The sequence below is a fragment of the Nocardia sp. PE-7 genome (assembly GCF_030486425.1).
Classification (GTDB): Bacteria; Actinomycetota; Actinomycetes; order Mycobacteriales; family Mycobacteriaceae; genus Nocardia; species Nocardia salmonicida_A.
The window spans coordinates 124170-142032 of record NZ_CP129614.1; the positions used below are offsets into that span (position 1 = coordinate 124170).

The 17863-nt window shown below is 67.0% G+C and carries 17 protein-coding genes; 8 read left to right on the plus strand and 9 right to left on the minus strand.

Going from position 1 to position 17863, the window contains the following annotated elements; genetic code table 11:
* Positions 1-295 precede the first annotated feature (295 nt).
* From QX204_RS00650 to QX204_RS00660, 3 genes are read left to right on the plus strand one after another with little or no spacing between them, the layout of a single operon-like run.
* On the plus strand, positions 296-1444 hold the full coding sequence (locus QX204_RS00650; RefSeq protein ID WP_301904687.1) for a hypothetical protein: 1149 nt from the start codon (positions 296-298) through the stop codon (positions 1442-1444).
* 11 nt (positions 1445-1455) lie between these two features.
* Complete coding sequence (locus QX204_RS00655; protein ID WP_301904688.1) at positions 1456-1971, plus strand: ImmA/IrrE family metallo-endopeptidase; 516 nt, start codon at positions 1456-1458, stop codon at positions 1969-1971.
* Positions 1968-3002: a hypothetical protein gene (locus tag QX204_RS00660; protein ID WP_301904689.1), complete on the plus strand. Its 1035-nt coding sequence runs from the start codon at positions 1968-1970 to the stop codon at positions 3000-3002. The genes QX204_RS00655 and QX204_RS00660 overlap by 4 nt, the downstream gene beginning before the upstream one ends.
* A gap of 131 nt (positions 3003-3133) precedes the next feature.
* Here the strand turns inward: QX204_RS00660 and QX204_RS00665 are convergent, their stop codons facing one another.
* Together QX204_RS00665 and QX204_RS00670 are read right to left on the minus strand one after the other, a co-directional pair.
* Positions 3134-3550: a helix-turn-helix domain-containing protein gene (locus tag QX204_RS00665; RefSeq protein WP_019044759.1), complete on the minus strand. Its 417-nt coding sequence runs from the start codon at positions 3548-3550 to the stop codon at positions 3134-3136.
* 365 nt (positions 3551-3915) lie between these two features.
* Positions 3916-5079: a steroid 3-ketoacyl-CoA thiolase gene (locus QX204_RS00670; protein WP_301904691.1), complete on the minus strand. Its 1164-nt coding sequence runs from the start codon at positions 5077-5079 to the stop codon at positions 3916-3918.
* A 132-nt stretch (positions 5080-5211) separates the two neighbouring features.
* Here QX204_RS00670 and QX204_RS00675 point away from each other — a divergent pair, with 132 nt between their 5' ends.
* On the plus strand, positions 5212-6501 hold the full coding sequence (locus tag QX204_RS00675; RefSeq protein ID WP_301904692.1) for a cytochrome P450: 1290 nt from the start codon (positions 5212-5214) through the stop codon (positions 6499-6501).
* Positions 6502-6566: 65 nt separating this feature from the next.
* Here QX204_RS00675 and QX204_RS00680 read toward each other — a convergent pair whose 3' ends face one another.
* The 5 genes from QX204_RS00680 to QX204_RS00700 are packed head-to-tail and all read right to left on the minus strand — an operon-like array spanning position 6567 to position 11037.
* The gene (locus QX204_RS00680; protein WP_056818869.1) at positions 6567-6986 is read right to left on the minus strand and encodes a nuclear transport factor 2 family protein; all 420 of its coding nucleotides are present in this window, start codon (positions 6984-6986) and stop codon (positions 6567-6569) included.
* A complete protein-coding gene (locus QX204_RS00685; protein WP_301904694.1) occupies positions 6983-7873 on the minus strand; it encodes a TIGR03619 family F420-dependent LLM class oxidoreductase in 891 nt (296 codons plus the stop codon). Before QX204_RS00685 ends, QX204_RS00680 begins: the two co-directional genes overlap by 4 nt.
* On the minus strand, positions 7870-9039 hold the full coding sequence (locus tag QX204_RS00690; protein WP_301904696.1) for a thiolase family protein: 1170 nt from the start codon (positions 9037-9039) through the stop codon (positions 7870-7872). The genes QX204_RS00685 and QX204_RS00690 overlap by 4 nt, the downstream gene beginning before the upstream one ends.
* Entirely contained in the window at positions 9036-10049 is a 1014-nt protein-coding gene (locus tag QX204_RS00695; protein WP_301908213.1) for a thiolase family protein, read from the minus strand. Before QX204_RS00695 ends, QX204_RS00690 begins: the two co-directional genes overlap by 4 nt.
* A 16-nt stretch (positions 10050-10065) precedes the next feature.
* Complete coding sequence (locus tag QX204_RS00700; RefSeq protein WP_301904698.1) at positions 10066-11037, minus strand: Zn-ribbon domain-containing OB-fold protein; 972 nt, start codon at positions 11035-11037, stop codon at positions 10066-10068.
* A 60-nt stretch (positions 11038-11097) separates the two neighbouring features.
* Here QX204_RS00700 and QX204_RS00705 point away from each other — a divergent pair, with 60 nt between their 5' ends.
* Positions 11098-12135, plus strand: coding sequence for an LLM class F420-dependent oxidoreductase (locus tag QX204_RS00705; protein ID WP_301904699.1), 1038 nt, complete (start codon positions 11098-11100; stop codon positions 12133-12135).
* A 21-nt stretch (positions 12136-12156) separates the two neighbouring features.
* A complete protein-coding gene (locus tag QX204_RS00710; protein WP_301904700.1) occupies positions 12157-13689 on the plus strand; it encodes an acyl-CoA synthetase in 1533 nt (510 codons plus the stop codon).
* 13 nt (positions 13690-13702) lie between these two features.
* Here the strand turns inward: QX204_RS00710 and QX204_RS00715 are convergent, their stop codons facing one another.
* Entirely contained in the window at positions 13703-14701 is a 999-nt protein-coding gene (locus tag QX204_RS00715) for a sigma-70 family RNA polymerase sigma factor (protein WP_301904702.1), read from the minus strand.
* Between the two features lie 148 nt (positions 14702-14849).
* On the opposite strand from QX204_RS00715, the gene QX204_RS00720 reads away from it, so the two are divergent.
* Positions 14850-15266 carry a VOC family protein gene (locus QX204_RS00720; protein WP_301904704.1) on the plus strand — a complete coding sequence of 139 codons (417 nt, stop codon included), beginning with the start codon at positions 14850-14852 and terminating at the stop codon, positions 15264-15266.
* A 51-nt stretch (positions 15267-15317) separates the two neighbouring features.
* Here the strand turns inward: QX204_RS00720 and QX204_RS00725 are convergent, their stop codons facing one another.
* A complete protein-coding gene (locus tag QX204_RS00725) occupies positions 15318-16100 on the minus strand; it encodes a crotonase/enoyl-CoA hydratase family protein (protein ID WP_301904705.1) in 783 nt (260 codons plus the stop codon).
* A 61-nt stretch (positions 16101-16161) separates the two neighbouring features.
* Between QX204_RS00725 and QX204_RS00730 the strand changes: the two genes are divergently transcribed.
* A complete protein-coding gene (locus QX204_RS00730; RefSeq protein ID WP_301904707.1) occupies positions 16162-17805 on the plus strand; it encodes an acyl-CoA synthetase in 1644 nt (547 codons plus the stop codon).
* Positions 17806-17863 lie beyond the last annotated feature (58 nt).

A 17863-nucleotide genomic window follows, 5' to 3' on the forward strand; every position in this document is an offset into this window, starting at 1 on the left:
GTCCCCGGCCTGCGACTTTCGCATGTCACACACGTCCAGGGGGCTGGACGACTCTTGCTCTCTTCTGCGGGGCTGAGGCACTGGGTTTACTATGGGCTACTGTTCGTCGATCCCGGAATGTGTCGCGACCGGGGGTTAATTCTGCGCTGAATAACTGAGGGGGATGATCTAGCGCATGGCCATTGGTCGCATGTTCCGCGTGTTTGCCGCTGCGAGTGTCCTGGCCGGCTGTGCGCTCTTAGGGCCCGCTGTCGCGACGGCCGCCCCGGAGAAACCGCCCACACCCGCCGCCCAGGTGCCTGACAGCGGAAGCAGTGGGCAGGGCAACGGAAGCGGCGGGGGCAACGGTGGCCAGAAGTCCCCGACCCCCGGGCCGAGTGAGCTGAGCCTGCCGGGTCAGGGCAATGGTCGAAGCCAGAATCCGGGCCACGGTCAGAGCGAAGGCAACGGGCAGCCGAACAATCCGGCTCCCGACCCCGGCAACCCGCAGTCGGGCGCCCCGGTGGCCGGCGAAAGCGAATGGGCCCCCCTCACCATCCCCGGCCAATCGAGCGACGACCTCCCCAAGAAGGAAGTCGCGGGCCCACTGTCCGGCTCGGCAGCCGTCGGTTCCGCCGCGGCAGGCACGGGCTCGGCGGCCGCGGGCGTTGTCCTCGGCACCGGTTCGGCCGGGCTCGGCGTGCTCCTCGGCACCGGTTCGGCGGGCCTGGGCGTAGTACTCGGCACGGGCTCCGCAGGCGCGGCCGCCATCCTCGGCACCGGTTCGGCAGGCGCGGCAGCGGTTCTCGGCACCGGTTCGGCAGGTGCGGCAGCGGTTCTCGGCACCGGTTCGGCAGGTGCGGCAGCGGTTCTCGGCACGGGTTCGGCCGCGGTCGGTTCGGCCGCCGCGGGCACGGGTTCGGCCGCACTCGGCGCGGGCTCAGCTGTCCTCGGAACAGGTTCTGCCGCAGTCGGTTCCGCCGCGGTCGGTTCCGCGGGCGTCGGTTCCGCGGGCGCGGGTTCGGCCGCCGTCGGTTCGGCCGCGGTCGGTTCGGCGGCAGTCGGTTCGGCCTCGCCACTGCTGCTGCTCCTGATCCCGATCCCCTCGGTCCCGGCGGCCCCTGCGCTGCCGTCGATCACGATCCCCGCCGCACCGTCGATCCCCGGTGTTCCGAATGTGGCTGTGGCAGTGCCTGTTCCGGCAGCCGTGCCACCTGCGGCGCAGGCTCCCGCGGCGCCGCCCGCCGCGGCCGCGCCGGCGCCGGCGGCCAAGCCGAGCCACGAGTTCAAGCCGACCAGTGACAACAGCGCCCTGCCCGAACCCGAGCTGCTGTCGGTGATCGGCGGCCTGATCGCGCTGACCCTGGCCGCGACCGGTTCGGGCGCAGTGAGTTTCCAAGGTGCCGCGGCCGCCCAAGCGCGGGTGAACGCGGCGCGTGCCGAGTTCTTCGGACCGAGGTCGTGAGGGGATCTTCGATGAGTAAGAGCAAGACCCAGAGCACCTCCCGGTCCTATCGCCGCGTCGCCGCCGCCGTCGACGCGGTGTGCGCGGTCGCCGCCGACTTCGACGCCACCACCCTCGACGAGGTGGTCCACGCCATCTCACTGGAGCGGAAACGCGAAATCGAGATCACCAGCGCGAACCTGGGCCCGGGCGTGTGCGGACAGCGCCGGTTCTATCCCGAACGCGACATCATCGTGCTCGCCGACGCCCTCCCCAGTCGCGACCACACCCTCGCCCACGAACTCGGCCACATCGTCTTCGACCACGAGGGCGCGCCCGCGGTGGAGACGACCCTCGAAGTCAGCGACGACCTGATCGCCTACATGCTCAGCCAGCGCGCCCACGCGCAGATCGTCGACGACGGCGCCGACGACCTCGCCGAATGGGAAGCCGAGACCTTCGCGGCGATGCTCATGACGCGACTTCGCGTATTCAGCAACCGGGGCGCAGGCGTCTCGGTCCTTCGATTCGATGAGGCGCTCGGATGACACTCTGGTTGACAGCCCTGCTGGTCTGGGTTGCCGCGGGTGCGCGAGTGGGTCGCGTGCTGGTGAAGCCCGCGACGACCGCCCGCGTGGCCATCGTCGTCGCGGTCGCCGCCGTGGCGCTCGCGGTCACCGCCGCCATTCCGGAGATGGCCGTCGCCATCGACAACCTGATGAAGGGCGGGGTGCACAGCGGCTGGCTGTCCACCGGCATCGTCATCTCCGCCTGGATCCTGTTCACCACGGCCACCTCGGTGGTGGCCTCGGCCGCGTGGCCGGTGGTCTCGCGGCGCAACCTGCGCCAGGTCGCGATGGTCGTGTACGGCATCGGCGCGGTGGCGATCGCGATCACCCTGGCGTGGTCGTTCACCTTCGGGTGGGTCGCGGTCGCGCTCGGCGCGGTGTTCATCGTGACCACCGGTCTGCGCAACCTGGACTGGACCATCCTCGGTCGCGGCATCGCCGTCTACATCACGGGCACCGCGCTGGTCGCGGTGCTCGCCGTGGCCAATGTGGGCCGCGCCCTCCAGGACGCCGCGCCGACGCCGCCCGACGAACCGCTGTGGGGATGGGTCGCGTGGGAGATCGCCGCACTGCTCGTCGCGCTCGGTGCCGTGTCGATCGTGATCGAGCTCTGGTGGCGGGCCAAGGTTCTGCTGCGCCGGATCCGGCCGCTGCACCAGTTGATGGTGGGTCGGTTCCCCGAGGTGGTCGCCCCCGAGCAGAACGCCACGTCGGCACAGCTGAAGGCTTCCGATCACATGGCTCAGGTGATGGACGCGCTGTATCTGCTCTCGGGCAGCGGCATCGTCATCCCGGCGGCGGGCGAGCCGCCGGACTCGGTGCCGAAGCGGGCCGCGGTGGTGGCCGAGTGGGCGCGAAATCCGTTGGGGGACTTGTTCGTCGACGCGCGCTGGATTGCCCCGCCGCCCGGCATCAGCCCCCGCGGCTGGGTGCTCGCGCTCGCGAATCAGTACGAGGACGCGGTGTCGGCCGCGAAGTCGGCACCGCAGAACGCCGCCGCGTCGAGCTGACCGATCGACACAGAAAACGGGCCTGAGCTGGTGATTTCCACCGTCTCAGGCCCGTTGTCTGCGTATCCGACGTTTTTACGGCCGTACCCAGGACACCATCAGGTGCGTCAGGCCGACCGGTTGCGTAGATCCTATTCTGTTCCGTCCGGAGGAATTTCGGGCAAGCCTTCGCTGGCCCGCAACTTCTCCGCCATCGATGTGAGCAGATTTTGTGATTCTTCGGACAGATCGAATGCCCTACTCGACAGTCGACGAAGTCCGTAACCCTGCAGCTGCGCGAGCAGCTCCAGGTCGTGATCGATCTTGGCCGCGTAAATATCGTTGAAGAAGTAGTCAGGCTTGACCTTGAAGAACTTCGCCAGGGCGGCCACCGTCTCGTCGGACGGATTCGTTCGTTGTCCCGACCGCAACTGCGAGAGATACGGCTTCGAGATCGGATGCCCGGAGGCAGTCAGCGCAGCCGCAACCTCTGCGTTGGTATGCGGCTTGCGCCCCGGGGGATGCACGGTTTCGAACAGCTTGTTCAGCCGCGCCGCGAAATCAGCCATTGTGAGCCGCCCAATTCCCTTCACTGTACTAACAGTCGTTATCTCGGATACGTATCATTGATATTAGCGGCTCAGTAACTGAAAACCTACGCCTGATTCGGGATTTCTCGACGATTTCCGACGCTCACCTGCGTGCAGAGGCGGCGGCGGACGCGTTTGCGGGTCAGGCCAACGACTCTTGCGGAGCGCAGGGGCGCCCGGGTTCGTGCCCGTCGCGAGGCTCTTCAGCCCTCACCGCGCGATAACCCAAAGATAGCTGACATCTCATCATCCCCCTGCCCCCCGTGACTTTGTGGCGTACGACACGTTCCGGGCGCCCAGGGATGAATGTTCAACCTGGGCGCCCGGTTTCGGTATGGGTGAGTCTACAGGCGTTCGATGATGGTCCCGGTCGCCAGTGCGCCGCCGGCGCACATGAGCACCATGGCAGTGCCCTGACCTGTGCGTTCGAGTTCGTGCAACGCAGTTGTGATCAATCGGGAGCCGGTGGAGCCGACAGGATGCCCGATTGCGATCGCGCCGCCGTTGACATTTACACGGTCCATGTCAGGTTGATGTACGGCAGCCCACGAAAGTGCGACCGACGCGAATGCCTCGTTGATCTCGAAAAGATCGATATCGCCAATCGTCATTCCCGAACGCTCGAGTAGGCGAGTGCACGCCTGAACCGGACCGTCGAGATGGAACTCCGGTTCGGAGCCGACGAGAACCTGAGTATGGATCCGGGCGCGCGGGCGCAAACCCTTTCGGCGCGCGACGGTTTCGTCCATCAGCAGCACCGCGGCGGCGCCGTCGGAGATCTGCGACGAGGTGCCCGCGGTGTGGATGCCGTCGGCCATGACCGGTTTCAGCGCGGACAGCCCTTCGATGGTGGTGGCGCGCAGACCCTGGTCGCGGGCAACCTCCACCTTCTCCCCGGTGGCCACGCCTTCGCTGTCGAGTACCGGGGCCGAGATCGGCAGCACTTCGCGGTCGTAGCGGCCCTCGGCCCACGCCTTGGCCGCCAATTGCTGTGAGCGCAAGCCGAATTGGTCGATATCGGAGCGGGTGATGCCGCGCCTGCGGGCGATGCGCTCGGCGGCGCCGAACTGGTCGGGCAGGTCGATCGACCACGACGCGGGCCGTCGGGTACCCGCCTCGGTGCCGACATTGGCGCCAAGCGGCACCCGGCTCATCGCCTCGACGCCGCACGCGATGCCGACGTCGATCGCGCCGGTGGCGATGAGGCCCGCGACGAGGTGGTTGGCCTGCTGGGCCGAACCGCACTGGGCGTCGATGGTGGTCGCGCCGGTCTGCCACGGCAGGCCCGCGTGCAGCCAGGCGACACGGGTGACGTTGTTGGACTGCTCGCCCGCCTGGGTGACGCAGCCGCCGATCACCTGCTCGACCTCGGCGGGGTCCAGGCCCGCCCGGTCGAGTAGTCCGCGCTGGGCCAGGCCGAGCAGTTCGGCCGCGTGCAGTCCGGAAAGCTGCCCTCGCCGTTTGCCGATCGGAGTACGCACGGCTTCGACGATCACGGGTGTGCCCATCTGAATCTCCCTCATAACTGCAACAGGTTCTGATCTTGAGTCCAGGGTAAAACCGCGTGGTTCTTCCGTCGCGGCAACCCCTGTGCTTGAATGATTGTAGAACGTGTTTCAGTTTGTCGAAGGAGACATCTGGTGGTAGATCCGAGCACCGAACACGCCGGCCCTGTGACGGGTGCCCGGCCGAACCTGCCGGACGGGTTCGACGTTACCGACCCAGCTATCTACGCCGAGCGGATTCCGGCCGAGGAGTATGCCGAGCTTCGTCGTAAGGCCCCGATCTGGTGGAACGAACAGTCCCCTGAGGTGGGCGGTTTCCATGACGACGGCTTCTGGGTGGTGAGCAAGCACGCCGATGTCAAAGAGGTGTCGCGCCGCAGCGATGTGTTCTCGACCTTCGAGAACACCGCGATCCCGCGCTTCAACGACGACATCCAGCGCGAGCAGATCGAACTGCAGCGCTTCGTCCTGTTGAACAAGGACGCCCCCGAGCACACCAAGCTGCGCAAGCTGATCGCCAAGGGCTTCACCCCGCGCGCGATCAACGGCCTGCGCGCCGAACTCTCGGCCCGTGCCGAGGGCATCGTGAAGCGAGCCCTCGAGTCCGGCAGCGGTGACTTCGTCACCCAGGTGGCATGCGAGCTGCCGCTGCAGGCGATCGCCGAACTGATCGGTGTGCCGCAGGAGGACCGGATGAAGGTCTTCGACTGGTCCAACGACATGACCAGTTACGACGACCCCGACAGCACTGCCGATCCGGTCGCCGCGTCGATGGAGATCCTCGGCTACGCCTACCAGATGGCCGAGGCCAGGAAGGCCTGTCCGGCCGACGATCTGGTGACCACGCTGATCGAGGCCGACGTCGACGGCGAGCACCTCACGCCGGAGGAATTCGGCTTCTTCGTGATCGTCCTGGCCGTCGCGGGCAACGAGACGACCCGCAACGCCATCACCCACGGCATGATCGCCTTCATGGAGAACCCCGACCAGTGGGAGTTGTTCAAGAAGGAGCGCCCCGCCACCGCGGCGGACGAGATCATCCGCTGGGCGACCCCGGTGACCTCCTTCCAGCGCACCGCGCTCGAGGACACCGAACTCGGCGGTGTGCAGATCAAGAAGGGCCAGCGGCTGGTGATGCTGTACCGCTCGGCAAACTTCGACGAGGACGTGTTCGAGAATCCGGAGAAGTTCGACATCACCCGCGCCGACAACCAGCACCTGTCCTTCGGTGGCACCGGCGCGCACTTCTGCGTCGGCGCGAATCTGGCTCGGCTCGAGGTGGATCTGATCTTCAACGCGATTGCTGATCATCTGCCCGATATCACGCAAATCGGTGATCCGAAACGTCTGCGTTCGGGTTGGCTCAATGGGATCAAGGAGCTGCCGGTCGATTACAAGCCCGCCGGTTGCCCTGTCGCGCACTGAGTCGTCACAGCCAGAACAGCCCGGGACCGAAAGGTCCCGGGCTGTTCTCGTGTTTACTGCTTCGGCTATACGGGGCGTGTGGTCGCGACCGCGCGGTCCACTTCCCAGAAGGCGCGCAAAGCGGTGATCTTTCCGTCGGCGCGAACCTTGTAGGTGAACACACCCTCGGCATCGATGACATGGCCCGCCATGGTGGTGCGGATCAGGCCGGTGAAGGCGATTTCATTGCCGCACGCGAAGGAGTCCTCGAACCGGAATTCGATGGATTCGGTGAGGGCGATCGCCTTGTCCCAGAATGCGCCGATGGCCTCGTGGCCGCGGTGGCCCACGCCTTCGGGGTCGAAACCGGAAGGACCGACGGGGTCTTCGACGATGCCGTCCTCGGCGAACAGCGCGACCCAGGCGGCCCGATCCTTGGCCCGGACCGCGGCCTGGGACGCCAGGCCCGCGGCACGGGCGGAATTCTCGACTACGGTCTCGGTCATGACGCTACCTTCGCGATGATGGGGTCGGCGATGTACTTCTCGGCGAACTTGCGCATCGAGTCCTGCTTGGCTGCCAGCTCGCCGTCGAACCCGATACCGTCGGCCAGCCAGGGCACCACGATGTTGTCGGTGACACCCGCGTCGGCCAGATCCTGATAGCCGTCGCGGCCGAACTTGTCGATGCAGACGGACTGGATCTCGAACGGTTCCTCGGACCGGCCGTATTCGGCACGCAGGTCGCGCAGCGTGCCGATGGTGGTGACGAGGTCGTCGAACTTCATCATCGCCGAGGTCCAGCCGTCACCGATGCGGGCGGCCCGGCGCAGTGCCGGACCGGTGTGCCCGCCGATGTAGAACGGCACCCGCTCGCTCGGCGCCGGACTCATCTGCAGCTCGTCGAAATCGAAGAACTCGCCGTGGAATTCGACCATGCCGCCGTCGAGCACGAGCCGGATGACCTCGATCATCTCGTCGACCCGCGCGCCGCGGCGGGCATAGGGAACGCCGCACCACTCGAATTCCTCGGGAGCCCAGCCGATTCCGATGCCGAAGCCGAAGCGGTTGCCCGACAGATTGGCGATCGAGCCGACCTGTCGGGCGAGCAGGAGCGGATTGCGCGAGCCGAGCTTGAGGACGTTGGTGTAGAACCGCAGCTTCGTGGTCACCGCGGCCATCGTCGCCGCGGCGATCAGCGGATCCACCCAGGGAGTCTCCGGGCCCCAGAAGCGGCTGCCGTCCGGGGTGTACGGGTAGTCGGCGGCCTGTGACTTCATATAGAACAGCGAGTCGGGCAGGCCGATGGAGGTGAACCCGCATTCCTCGGCCGTCTTGGCCAGCTCTGCGAGCTGTTCCAGCGGGCTCAGCGCGATACCGACGGTGAACTTCATTCCGGCCGCTCGCTTCCCACGACCCACATCGAGAAGTACTGGGAGCCGCCGCCATACGCGTGGCCGAGTGCCTTGCGCGCGTTCGACACCTGGTAATCGCCTGCGCGTCCCATCACCTGCTTGGCGGCTTCGGCGAATCGGATCAGGCCCGAGGCGCCGATCGGGTTGGACGAGAGAACGCCGCCGGAGGGATTCACCGGCAGGCGTCCGCCGATTTCCGTCTCGCCCTTGTCGGTGAGTTTCCAGCCGTCGCCCTCGGCGGCAAAGCCGAGGTTCTCGAGCCACATCGGCTCGAACCAGGAGAACGGCACATAGATCTCGGCGACATCGATCTCCTCCAGAGGATCGGTGATCCCGGCCGACTTCCACAGGGCGGCGGCCGCGTCCCGGCCCGCCTGTGGGTTCACCTGGTCGCGACCGGAGAAGGTGGTCGGCTCGGTGCGCATCGCGGTCGCGTGGACCCAGGCCACCTTCTTGCCTTCGGCTTCGACCACAGCCGCGGCCTCGGCATCACCGATCACCAGCGCGCACGCGCCGTCGGAGGACGGGCAGGTCTCATCGAAACGAATCGGGTCCCAGAGCATTTGGGATGCCAGGACCGAATCGAGGGTGATGTCGGGCTGATGCAGGTGCGCGAGCGGGTTCTTCGCGCCGTTGCGACGATCCTTCACCGCCACCATCGCGCCGATGTGCAGTGGCGCGTTCGAGCGGCGGATGTAGGAGCGCACGTGCGGGGCGAAGTAGCCGCCCGCGCCCGCGCCGACCGGCATGGTGAACGGCACCGGAATCGACAACGCCCACATGGCATTCGACTCGGACTGCTTCTCCCAGGCGATGGCGAGCACGCGTTTGTGCACGCCGGCCTGGACGAGGTTCGCCGCGACCACGCCGGTGGAGCCGCCGACCGAACCGGCGGTGTGCACGCGCAGCAGCGGTTTGCCCGCCGCACCGAGTGCCTCGGCCAGATACAGCTCGGGCATCATGACGCCCTCGAACATATCGGGCGCCTTGCCGACGACGACGGCGTCGATATCGGCAATGGTCAGGCCCGCGTCATCGAGTGCGCGATCGATGGCCTCACGGCACATGCCCGCCATGGACACGTCCGTACGTTTTGTCACGTGATGAGTTTGGCCGGTGCCGAGCACCGCCGCGGGGAAGCTCATCGTGCCTCCGATTCGAGAACGGCGACCAGGTTCTGCTGCAGCGCAGGGCCGCTGGTCGCGTGAGCGAGGGTCCGGTTGGCGGAGCCGGAGATGATGGCCTCGGCGGCACAGCCGATCCGTTCCAGTCCTGCCGAGAACATCGGGTTGGCGGCGAGCGCGCCGCCGGAGGTATTCACCGGCGTGCCCGCGGGCAGACCGATCGCCTCGGCCAGGATCAGCTGCTGGTGGCTGAACGGCGCGTGCAGTTCGGCGAGGTCGAAGGTGGTGTTGCCGCCGGTCGCCACCGCGGCGGCCTTGGTGGTGGAGGGGGAGCGGGTCAGGTCGCGACCACCGAGCGCCTGGGCGTCGATGTTGTGCGCGATTCCGGTGATCCACGCCGGGCGCTCGCACAATTCCCTGGCCCGGTCGCCGACCGCGAGCACGATCGCGGCGGCGCCGTCGGTGATCGGCGCGATGTCGTGGGCGCGCAGCGGATCGGCCACATACGGCGCGGAGAGCAAGGATTCGATGTCACCACCGGCGACAGCGGCCATCTCCTGCTCGGTCCACCGGCCGGAATCGAGCCCGGCTCGCGCCTGCAACCCGGCGACCGAGACGGCGTCCGGCCACAGCGGCGCGACCAGATACGGGTCGAGCTGCATGGTCAGCACCTGATGCAGATTGCCTGCCGAAGCCTTGCCGAAGCCGTACACGAGCGCCGTCTCGGCCTGGCCGGAACGCAGTTTCACCCACGCCTCGTAGAGGGCCCATGCCGCGTCCATCTCCACGTGCGATTCGTTGATCGGCGGCACCGCGCCGATCGCGTCGACCGCGGAGATGAACGAAAAGGCACGACCCGCCATGTAATCCGAGGAGCCGGAGCACCAGAAGTCGATGTCGGTCTTGGTGATGCCGAGGGTCGCGTAGAGCTGCTGGAAGCACGGCACGAGCATCTCGACGCCATTGGTCGTGCCGAAGGTCTCCGGTACGTGCGGTGCGTGGGCGAACCCCACCACCGCGATTTCGGGAATGGTCACCGTCGCCTCTCTAGAGGTGGTTCTGGAAGGACTCGTACGGTGCGTCGGGCTCACCGCTGGGCTGGAAGTGGTCGATATTGGCCATCGTGTGACCCCACTCCTCACGGGGTTTCCACACCGCCTCGACCCGCATTCCCATCCGCACCTCGCTGGCCTCGCAGCCGAGCACCAGGTGCAGGAACGGAATGTCGGCACCGTCGAGCAGGATGTAGGCGGCCACGTACGGCGGCTTGATCCGCTGGCCGAGGAACGGCACGTTGACGATGCAGAAGGTGGTGACGATGCCCTTGTCCGGCAGCTCGACCAGGTCGTTGGTCGGGGTGCCGTCGGTCGGATTGGCGCCACGCGGCGGGAAGTAGACTCGCCCGCCCGCCTCGGACCGGCCGCCGATGAGCTTGCCCTCGGCGAGGCCGCGCAGGTAGATGCTCTCCTGTGGGGAGGCGGTGTGCTTGTAGTTCAGGTCTACGGGAGTGGTCAGCATGGTGACCAGAGCTTCGGTGTCTTCGGCGGAGATCGCGGTCTGGGTGGTCTCGCCCGGTGCGAAGCAGGCGATGTCCTGGATGCGGCCGGTGCGCTCGTCGGCCCAGCGGGCACTGACCCGCATTCCGGTGCTGAGCTGGCCGGGGTCGGTAACGTCGACGGCGTGCAGCAGAGCTGTGTCGGCGCCGTCGAGCTGGATCAGCGCCCAGGCGAACGGGCGATCGAACGGCTGGCCGGGCAACGGCTCCGGCACCCACGTCCAGGACGTGACGGTGCCCGTTGCCGCGACCTCGACCAGGTCGCCTACCGGCGCGCTGGTGAGTGGATCGTATTCGGGCGGTGGCACGAGTATCCGGCCGTCGCTGCCGCGAGCGCCGAGTATTCGGCGTTCGCGCAGTCCGGTCAGAAATGCGCCGATGATGGGTCCGACGGACCTGGTGTAGTCGAATCGCACCCGAAGGGGTGCACTCAATACTTCCACTGCGGTATTCCCCTGGGTCACGATATCGAGTAGAACAGGTTCTTATTCTGCTCGCAAGGATTCGCCGAAAGGGCGCCGATCATGAAATTCGGACTGCAACTCGGATACTGGGGCGCGCAGCCGCCCGTCAACGCAGGCGAGCTGGTGATCGCGGCCGAGGAATCGGGCTTCGACGCGGTGTTCGCGGCGGAGTCCTGGGGCTCGGACGCCTTCACTCCGCTGGCCTGGTGGGGGTCGTCCACCGAGCGGGTGCGCCTCGGTACGTCGGTGGCGCAGATGTCGGCTCGCACTCCCGCGGCGGCCGCGATGCACGCGCTCACCCTGGACCACCTCAGCGGCGGCCGGGCCATCCTCGGCCTCGGCGTCTCCGGTCCGCAGGTGGTGGAGGGCTGGTACGGGCAGCCGTTCGCCCAGCCGCTGAAGCGCACGCGTGAGTACGTCGACATCGTGCGCAAGGTGCTGGCCCGGGAGGCGCCGGTGACGTCGGAGGGCAAGCACTACGGCCTCCCGTACGGGGGCCCAGGAGCCACCGGTCTGGGCAAACCGCTCAAGCCGATCGTGCACCCGCTGCGCGCTGATCTGCCCATCTGGCTGGGGGCGGAGGGCCCGAAGAACGTCGCCCAGACCGCCGAGATCGCCGACGGCTGGTTGGCGATCTACTACGCCCCGCGCCTGGCGGGCATGTACAACGAGTGGCTCGACGAGGGCTTCGCGCGTGCGGGCGCTCGTCGTTCGCGGGCCGATTTCGAGATCGCGGCGAGCGCGCAGGTGGTGATCACCGACGATCCGGCGGCCGAGATCGAGCGGATGCGCTGGGTGAGCGCGCTCTACATCGGCGGTATGGGCGCTCCCGAGCTGAACTTCCACGCCCAGGTGTACAAGCGCATGGGCTACGTCGCCGAGGTCGATGAGATCTCCGCGCTGTTCCAGGCCGGACGCAAGGCCGAGGCCGCCGCGGCGGTGCCCGACGAGCTGATCACCGACACCGCGATCTTCGGCGACGAGGCGCATGTGCGCACCCGGCTGAAGGAATGGGAGGACGCGGGCGTGACGATGATGCTGATCTCGGTGTCGGATGCCGAACAAATGCGTCGCCTCCAACCCCTTGTCACCATGTAGAACACGTTCTAAATTCGAGGGGTGAGCCAGCAGACAACGGAAGTCCTCGGACTGTGGAATATCGCCGCGACGGATCCCGAGCGGATCGCCGTCGTCGACCCGGACGGCAGGGAGATCACCTACCGAGAATTGGCGACCTTGGCCAACCGCTACGCCAACGGGCTACGTGGAATCGGATTGAAGACCGGCGACGTCGTTGTCAGCATGCTGCACAACGGCGTCGAGGCGATCGCCGCGTATTTCGCCGCGTACCAGGCGGGGCTGTACATCGTCGCGGTGAACTGGCATCTGACCGCGCCGGAGATCGCCTACATCCTCGGTGACAGCGACGCCGCGGCGTTCCTGGCCAGCGAGCGGTTCGCGGCCACCGCCGCCGAGGCCGCCGACCTCGCCGAACTGCCCGAGAACGCCCGGTTCGCGGTCGGCACGGTGCCGGGCTTCCGGCCGGTATCGTGGCTCGGCGCGGCGGATACCGGCAGGCCCTCGGATCGTTCGGTCGGCGCGCCGATGCTCTACACCTCGGGAACCACGGGGCGGCCCAAGGGTGTTCGCCGCCCGCTGACCGGTGCCGATCCCGATGAGGTGCCCGCTCCGAACAAGGCGTTCTTCAGCCTGTTCGACCTCGCGCCCTACGACGACCACGTGCACATCTGCGGCTCGCCGCTCTATCACACGGCCGTGCTGAACTTCTCGACGATCTCGATCCAGTTGGGGCACAAGCTCGTCCTGATGGACCGGTGGGACGCGCAGGACATGCTCGCGCTGATCGAGCGGCACAAGGTGACGCACAGTCACATGGTGCCCACCCAGTTCCATCGCCTGCTCGCCCTGCCCGACGACGTGCGCGCCCGCTACGACGTGTCCTCGCTGCGCAGCATGGTGCACGGTGCGGCGCCGTGCCCGCAGCAGACCAAGCGGCAGATGCTCGAGTGGTGGGGGCCGGTCGTCACCGAGTACTACGCGGCCACCGAGGGCGGCGGCACCGTGATCAACGGAACCGAGTGGCTGTCCAAGCCCGGCTCGGTGGGCAAGGCCTGGCCGTGGTCGGTGATCAAGGTGCTCGACGAGACCGACGGCACCGAGGTGCCCGCCGGCAAAGAGGGCATGGTCTACATGCGGATGGGCGCATCGAGTTTCGAGTACCACCACGCCAAGGAGAAGACCGAGGAGTCGCGCGTCGGTGACCTGTTCACCGTCGGCGACATCGGCTACCTGGACGAAGACGGCTACCTGTTCCTGTGCGACCGTCGTTCCGACCTGATCCTGTCCGGCGGGGTGAACATCTACCCGGCAGAGATCGAGGGCGTGCTGATGAGCCACCCGAAGATCGCCGATGTGGCGGTACTCGGTGTGCCCGACCCGGATTGGGGTCAGCAGGTGAAGGCGTTCGTGCAGCCGGTGCCCGGCACCGAGGGCAGCGACGAACTCACCGCCGACATCCTGGAATTCGCCGCCGGTCAGCTCGCGAAGTACAAGCTGCCCCGCACGGTCGAATTCCGTGCGGAGCTGCCCCGTGATCCCAACGGAAAGCTGTACAAGCGCCGCCTGCTGTGAAAACCGTTCTCGCTCAGACGGGCTCGCGCCACTCCGGCTCGAGCCCGAAGAGCGGGAACAGGCGCTGGGTGTCGAGGAAGAAGTTGAGGCCGGCGATGGAGTTGCCCTCGAGTTCGAGCACCGTGATCGACCACGGCACCCAGACGCCGGGCTCCTCGCTCGGCTTGTAATGGCCGAACGCCGGCGATCCGTTGGCGCCGACCAGCGGCACCATCCGCGAATCGCGGCACGCGCTGCCCGTGCTGAGCATGAACGCGGCCACGTTCTCCGGGCCCGAGATCCAGAGTTCGAACGGCGGCATCGACAGCGCCACATCGGCTTTGAGCAGGGTGGTGAGCGTGTCCATGTCGTAGGCCTCGAACGCCTTGACGAAATCGTCGACGAGTTTGCGCTGATCGGGATCGGTCTCGTCGAAACTGTCGGTCACAGTGGGCTGCACCTTCGACATGGTGGCCCTGGCCCGCTGGAGCGCGCTGTTCACCGACGCGGGCGACATCATCAGCGCTTCGGCGGTCTCACCCGCGGAGAAACGCAGCACCTCGCGCATGATCAGGATCGCGCGCTGAGTGGCGGGCAGATGCTGGCAGGCCGCCACGAAGGCGAGGCGCAGCGTGTCTCTGGTGGAGGCGTGGTCGGCAGGGTCGGCGCCGAAGGCGAGCGCGTTCGGAATCGGCTCGATCCACACGTAGTCGGGCTGCGGCATGGGCAGCGGCGAATCCGGGCGACCCGGCCCGTTGAGATCCATCGGTCTGGCACGGCTCTGTGGACGGTCGAGCATGTCCAGACAGATATTGGTGGCGATCTTGTACAGCCACGAGCGCAGACTCGCGCGACCCTCGAAGGAATCGTAGGAGCGCCAGGCTCGGGTGAAGGTTTCCTGCACCGCGTCCTCGGCCTCGAACGAGGAGCCGAGCATGCGATAGGCATAGGCGCACAACTCGCGCCGATGCGTTTCGAATTCGGCGAGTACAGCGGGATCGGGCCCGGTGGTGGCGGTTGTGGCGTCGCTCATAGTTTCACGATGCCACAGGGGTCCGACAGCTGACAGGGGTGCGAACGAGCTATCTCGATTCGCGAACTTCGCGCGGTTGCGATGAATCCGGGTTCGCCGTCGCGTCTACATATTCGAGACCGCAACGACGCCACGAAAGGCTGATCCCATGAGCAACAAGATGATCTTCATCAACCTGCCCGTCGCCGACCTCGACCGCTCGAAGAGCTTCTACGAGGCGCTGGGCTGGAAGGTCAACGAGGATTTCACCGATCAGAACGCGTCGTGCATCGTGATCGACGACAACATCTGCCTGATGCTGCTGACGAAGCCGTTCTTCTCGACCTTCAGCACACGTCCGATCGCCGACACCATCAATACCGCCGCCGCGGGGTACGCGCTGTCGCTGGCCAGTGCCGAGGAGGTCGATGTGTTGACCGACGCCGCGGTCGCGGCGGGCGCCACCGAGGAGACCAATGAGGACAAGCGGACGCAGGAGGCCGAGGTCGGCATGCACGGCCGCACGTTCATCGATCCGGATGGGCACCAGTGGGAGCCGTTCTACATGGATTACCCGGGGGCATAAGCCCCCGATGCCCCAGGGCGCCCGGCACTGAGCCCGGCGCCCTGTGCCGTGTCAGGAACCGGTGAAGTTAGGCTTGCGCTTCTCGGCGAAGGCTCGCGGCCCTTCCTTGGCGTCGGCTGATCTGAACACCTCGATGCCGATCTTCGCCTCGATGGGGAACGCCTCGTTCTCCGGCATGGCCTCGGTTTCGCGCAGGGTGCGCAGCATCGCCTGGACGGCGAGCGGGCCGTTGTCGGCGATCTGGCCTGCCAGCGCCATGGCCTTGTCGAGGGCGGTTCCGTCGGGGACCACATGGCCGATCAGGCCGATCTCCTTGGCCTCGGCAGCGGTGATGTGCCGACCGGTCAGCAGCAGGTCAGCGGCGACCGTGTACGGGATCTGGCGCGCCAGCCGCACCGCGGAACCACCCAGCGGGAACAGGCCCCAACGGGCCTCGGAGACGCCGAACTTGGCGCTCTCGCCGGCCACGCGCAGGTCGGTGCCCTGCAGGATCTCGGTGCCACCGGCGATCGCCGGGCCCTCGACTGCCGCGATCAGCGGCTTGGCCAGGCGCCGCCCCTTCAGCAGTGCGGGGAGGTAGGCCGGGTCCCAACTGCCGTTGGAGGCGGTGTCCCCAGGATGCTGCGAGCTCATCGCCTTCAGATCCATCCCCGCGCAGAAGGCCCCGCCCGCACCGGTGAGGATCGCGACGCGGATGTCGGGATCGCTGTCCACCTGGTCCCAGGCGTCGCGCATGATCGCCATCATCTCGCCGGAGAGGGCGTTGCGCGCCTCGGGGCGGTTCATGGTGACGATGAGGACATGGTCGCGTTTCTCGACCAGGCAGTGGGCCATTTTCGTACTCCTGACAAGTTGAGTCTTGTCAGAAACAGTAACACGTTCTATTTTTGTCCTTGTGAGCTACAACATAGCCGATCTCGTCGAACATGCCGTCGACTTGATGCCCGACCGGATCGTGCTGGTCGGCGAACATCGAGAGTCGACCTACGCCGAACTAGAGGAGCGGGCCAACAAACTGGCCCACTACCTGCTGGAACAGGGTGTGCGTCCCGGCGACAAAGTCGGAATCTATTCCAGGAACACCGTCGAGGCCGTCGAGGCGATGGTGGCCGTCTTCAAGGCGCGGGCGGTGATGATCAACGTCAACTTCCGCTATGTCGAGAACGAGTTACTGCACATCTTCGACAACTCCGACATGGTGGCGCTGATCCACGAGCGCCGCTACACCGACAAGGTGGCGGCGGTGCGGGAGAAGGTGCCCGCCCTGAAGACGGTGATCGTCGTCGACGACGGCACCGAGGGCCCCACCGGCGCGGACACCGTGGAGTACGAGGCGGCGTTGGCCGATTCGTCGGGTGAACGCGACTTCGGGGAGCGCTCGCCCGACGACATCTACATGCTCTACACCGGCGGCACCACAGGGCTGCCCAAGGGCGTGATGTGGCGGCACGAGGACGTGTGGCGGGTGCTCGGCGCCGGCATCAACTTCGTCACCGGCGAGTACACCAAGGACGAATGGGAGCTGGCCAAGATCGGCGCGGCCAACCCGCAGATGGTGCGCTTCCCGATCCCGCCGATGATCCACGGCGGCTCGCAGTGGGCCACCTTCCACAGCCTGTTCGGCGGCGGCAAGGCCGTGATGATCCCGGAGTTCAGCGGGCACGGGGTATGGCAGGCCGTCGACAAGCACGGCATCAACCTGATCTTCATCACCGGTGACGCGATGGCCCGCCCGATGCTCGACGCGCTCGCCGAAGGCAACCCGGAAACCGGTGAGCCCTACGATCTTTCGACCCTGTATGTGCTGGCCAGCAGCGCGGCGCTGTTCTCGCCCTCGCTCAAGGACAAGTTCCTCGAGGTGCTGCCCAACCGGATGATCTCCGACTCCATCGGCTCCTCGGAGACCGGCTTCGGCGGGCTCTCCCTGGTCGCCAAGGGCGCCACCCACACCGGCGGCCCCCGGGTGAAGATCGACGCGGCCACCCAGGTGCTCGACGAGGAAGGCAATCCGGTGGAACCGGGTTCCGGCGTCGTCGGCCTGCTGGCGCGCAGCGGGCACATCCCGCTCGGCTACTACAAGGACGAGGTCAAGTCGGCCGCGACGTTCAAGGAGTTCAACGGGGTCCGCTTCGCGATCCCCGGCGACTACGCGCGCGTCGAGGAAGACGGCTCGGTCACCATGCTCGGCCGCGGTTCGGTGAGCATCAACAGCGGTGGCGAGAAGATCTACCCCGAAGAGGTGGAGGGCGCCCTCAAGGCGCACCCCGAGATCTTCGACGCGCTGGTGGTCGGTGTCGAGGACGAGCGTTGGGGCCAGCGGGTTTGCGCGGTCGTGCAGTGTCGCGGCGAGAACCGCCCCACCCTGGCCGATCTCAAGCCGATCCTCACCCAGGAGATCGCGTCCTACAAGCAGCCACGCAGCCTGTGGTTCGTCGACGAGATCAAGCGTTCACCCGCGGGCAAGCCGGACTACCGCTGGGCCAAGTCCCAGACGGATGAGCGCCCTGCCGACGAGCACGCGGAGGCAGGCTCGGCCTGACGCGGCCGATAGATCGCAGTACCCGTTGTGAGCCTGGCCGTCGGTGCGGATTCGCGCA

Excerpts from the sequence above, each read along its gene's own strand:
- QX204_RS00655 (WP_301904688.1), top strand. The coding sequence starts at position 1,456 with ATGAGTAAGAGCAAGACCCAGAGCACCTCCCGGTCCTATCGCCGCGTC.
- QX204_RS00660 (WP_301904689.1), top strand. The coding sequence starts at position 1,968 with ATGACACTCTGGTTGACAGCCCTGCTGGTCTGGGTTGCCGCGGGTGCG.
- QX204_RS00665 (WP_019044759.1), bottom strand. The coding sequence starts at position 3,550 with ATGGCTGATTTCGCGGCGCGGCTGAACAAGCTGTTCGAAACCGTGCAT.
- QX204_RS00670 (WP_301904691.1), bottom strand. The coding sequence starts at position 5,079 with ATGGGCACACCCGTGATCGTCGAAGCCGTGCGTACTCCGATCGGCAAA.
- QX204_RS00680 (WP_056818869.1), bottom strand. The coding sequence starts at position 6,986 with ATGACCGAGACCGTAGTCGAGAATTCCGCCCGTGCCGCGGGCCTGGCG.
- QX204_RS00685 (WP_301904694.1), bottom strand. The coding sequence starts at position 7,873 with ATGAAGTTCACCGTCGGTATCGCGCTGAGCCCGCTGGAACAGCTCGCA.
- QX204_RS00690 (WP_301904696.1), bottom strand. The coding sequence starts at position 9,039 with ATGAGCTTCCCCGCGGCGGTGCTCGGCACCGGCCAAACTCATCACGTG.
- QX204_RS00705 (WP_301904699.1), top strand. The coding sequence starts at position 11,098 with ATGAAATTCGGACTGCAACTCGGATACTGGGGCGCGCAGCCGCCCGTC.
- QX204_RS00715 (WP_301904702.1), bottom strand. The coding sequence starts at position 14,701 with ATGAGCGACGCCACAACCGCCACCACCGGGCCCGATCCCGCTGTACTC.
- QX204_RS00720 (WP_301904704.1), top strand. The coding sequence starts at position 14,850 with ATGAGCAACAAGATGATCTTCATCAACCTGCCCGTCGCCGACCTCGAC.
- QX204_RS00725 (WP_301904705.1), bottom strand. The coding sequence starts at position 16,100 with ATGGCCCACTGCCTGGTCGAGAAACGCGACCATGTCCTCATCGTCACC.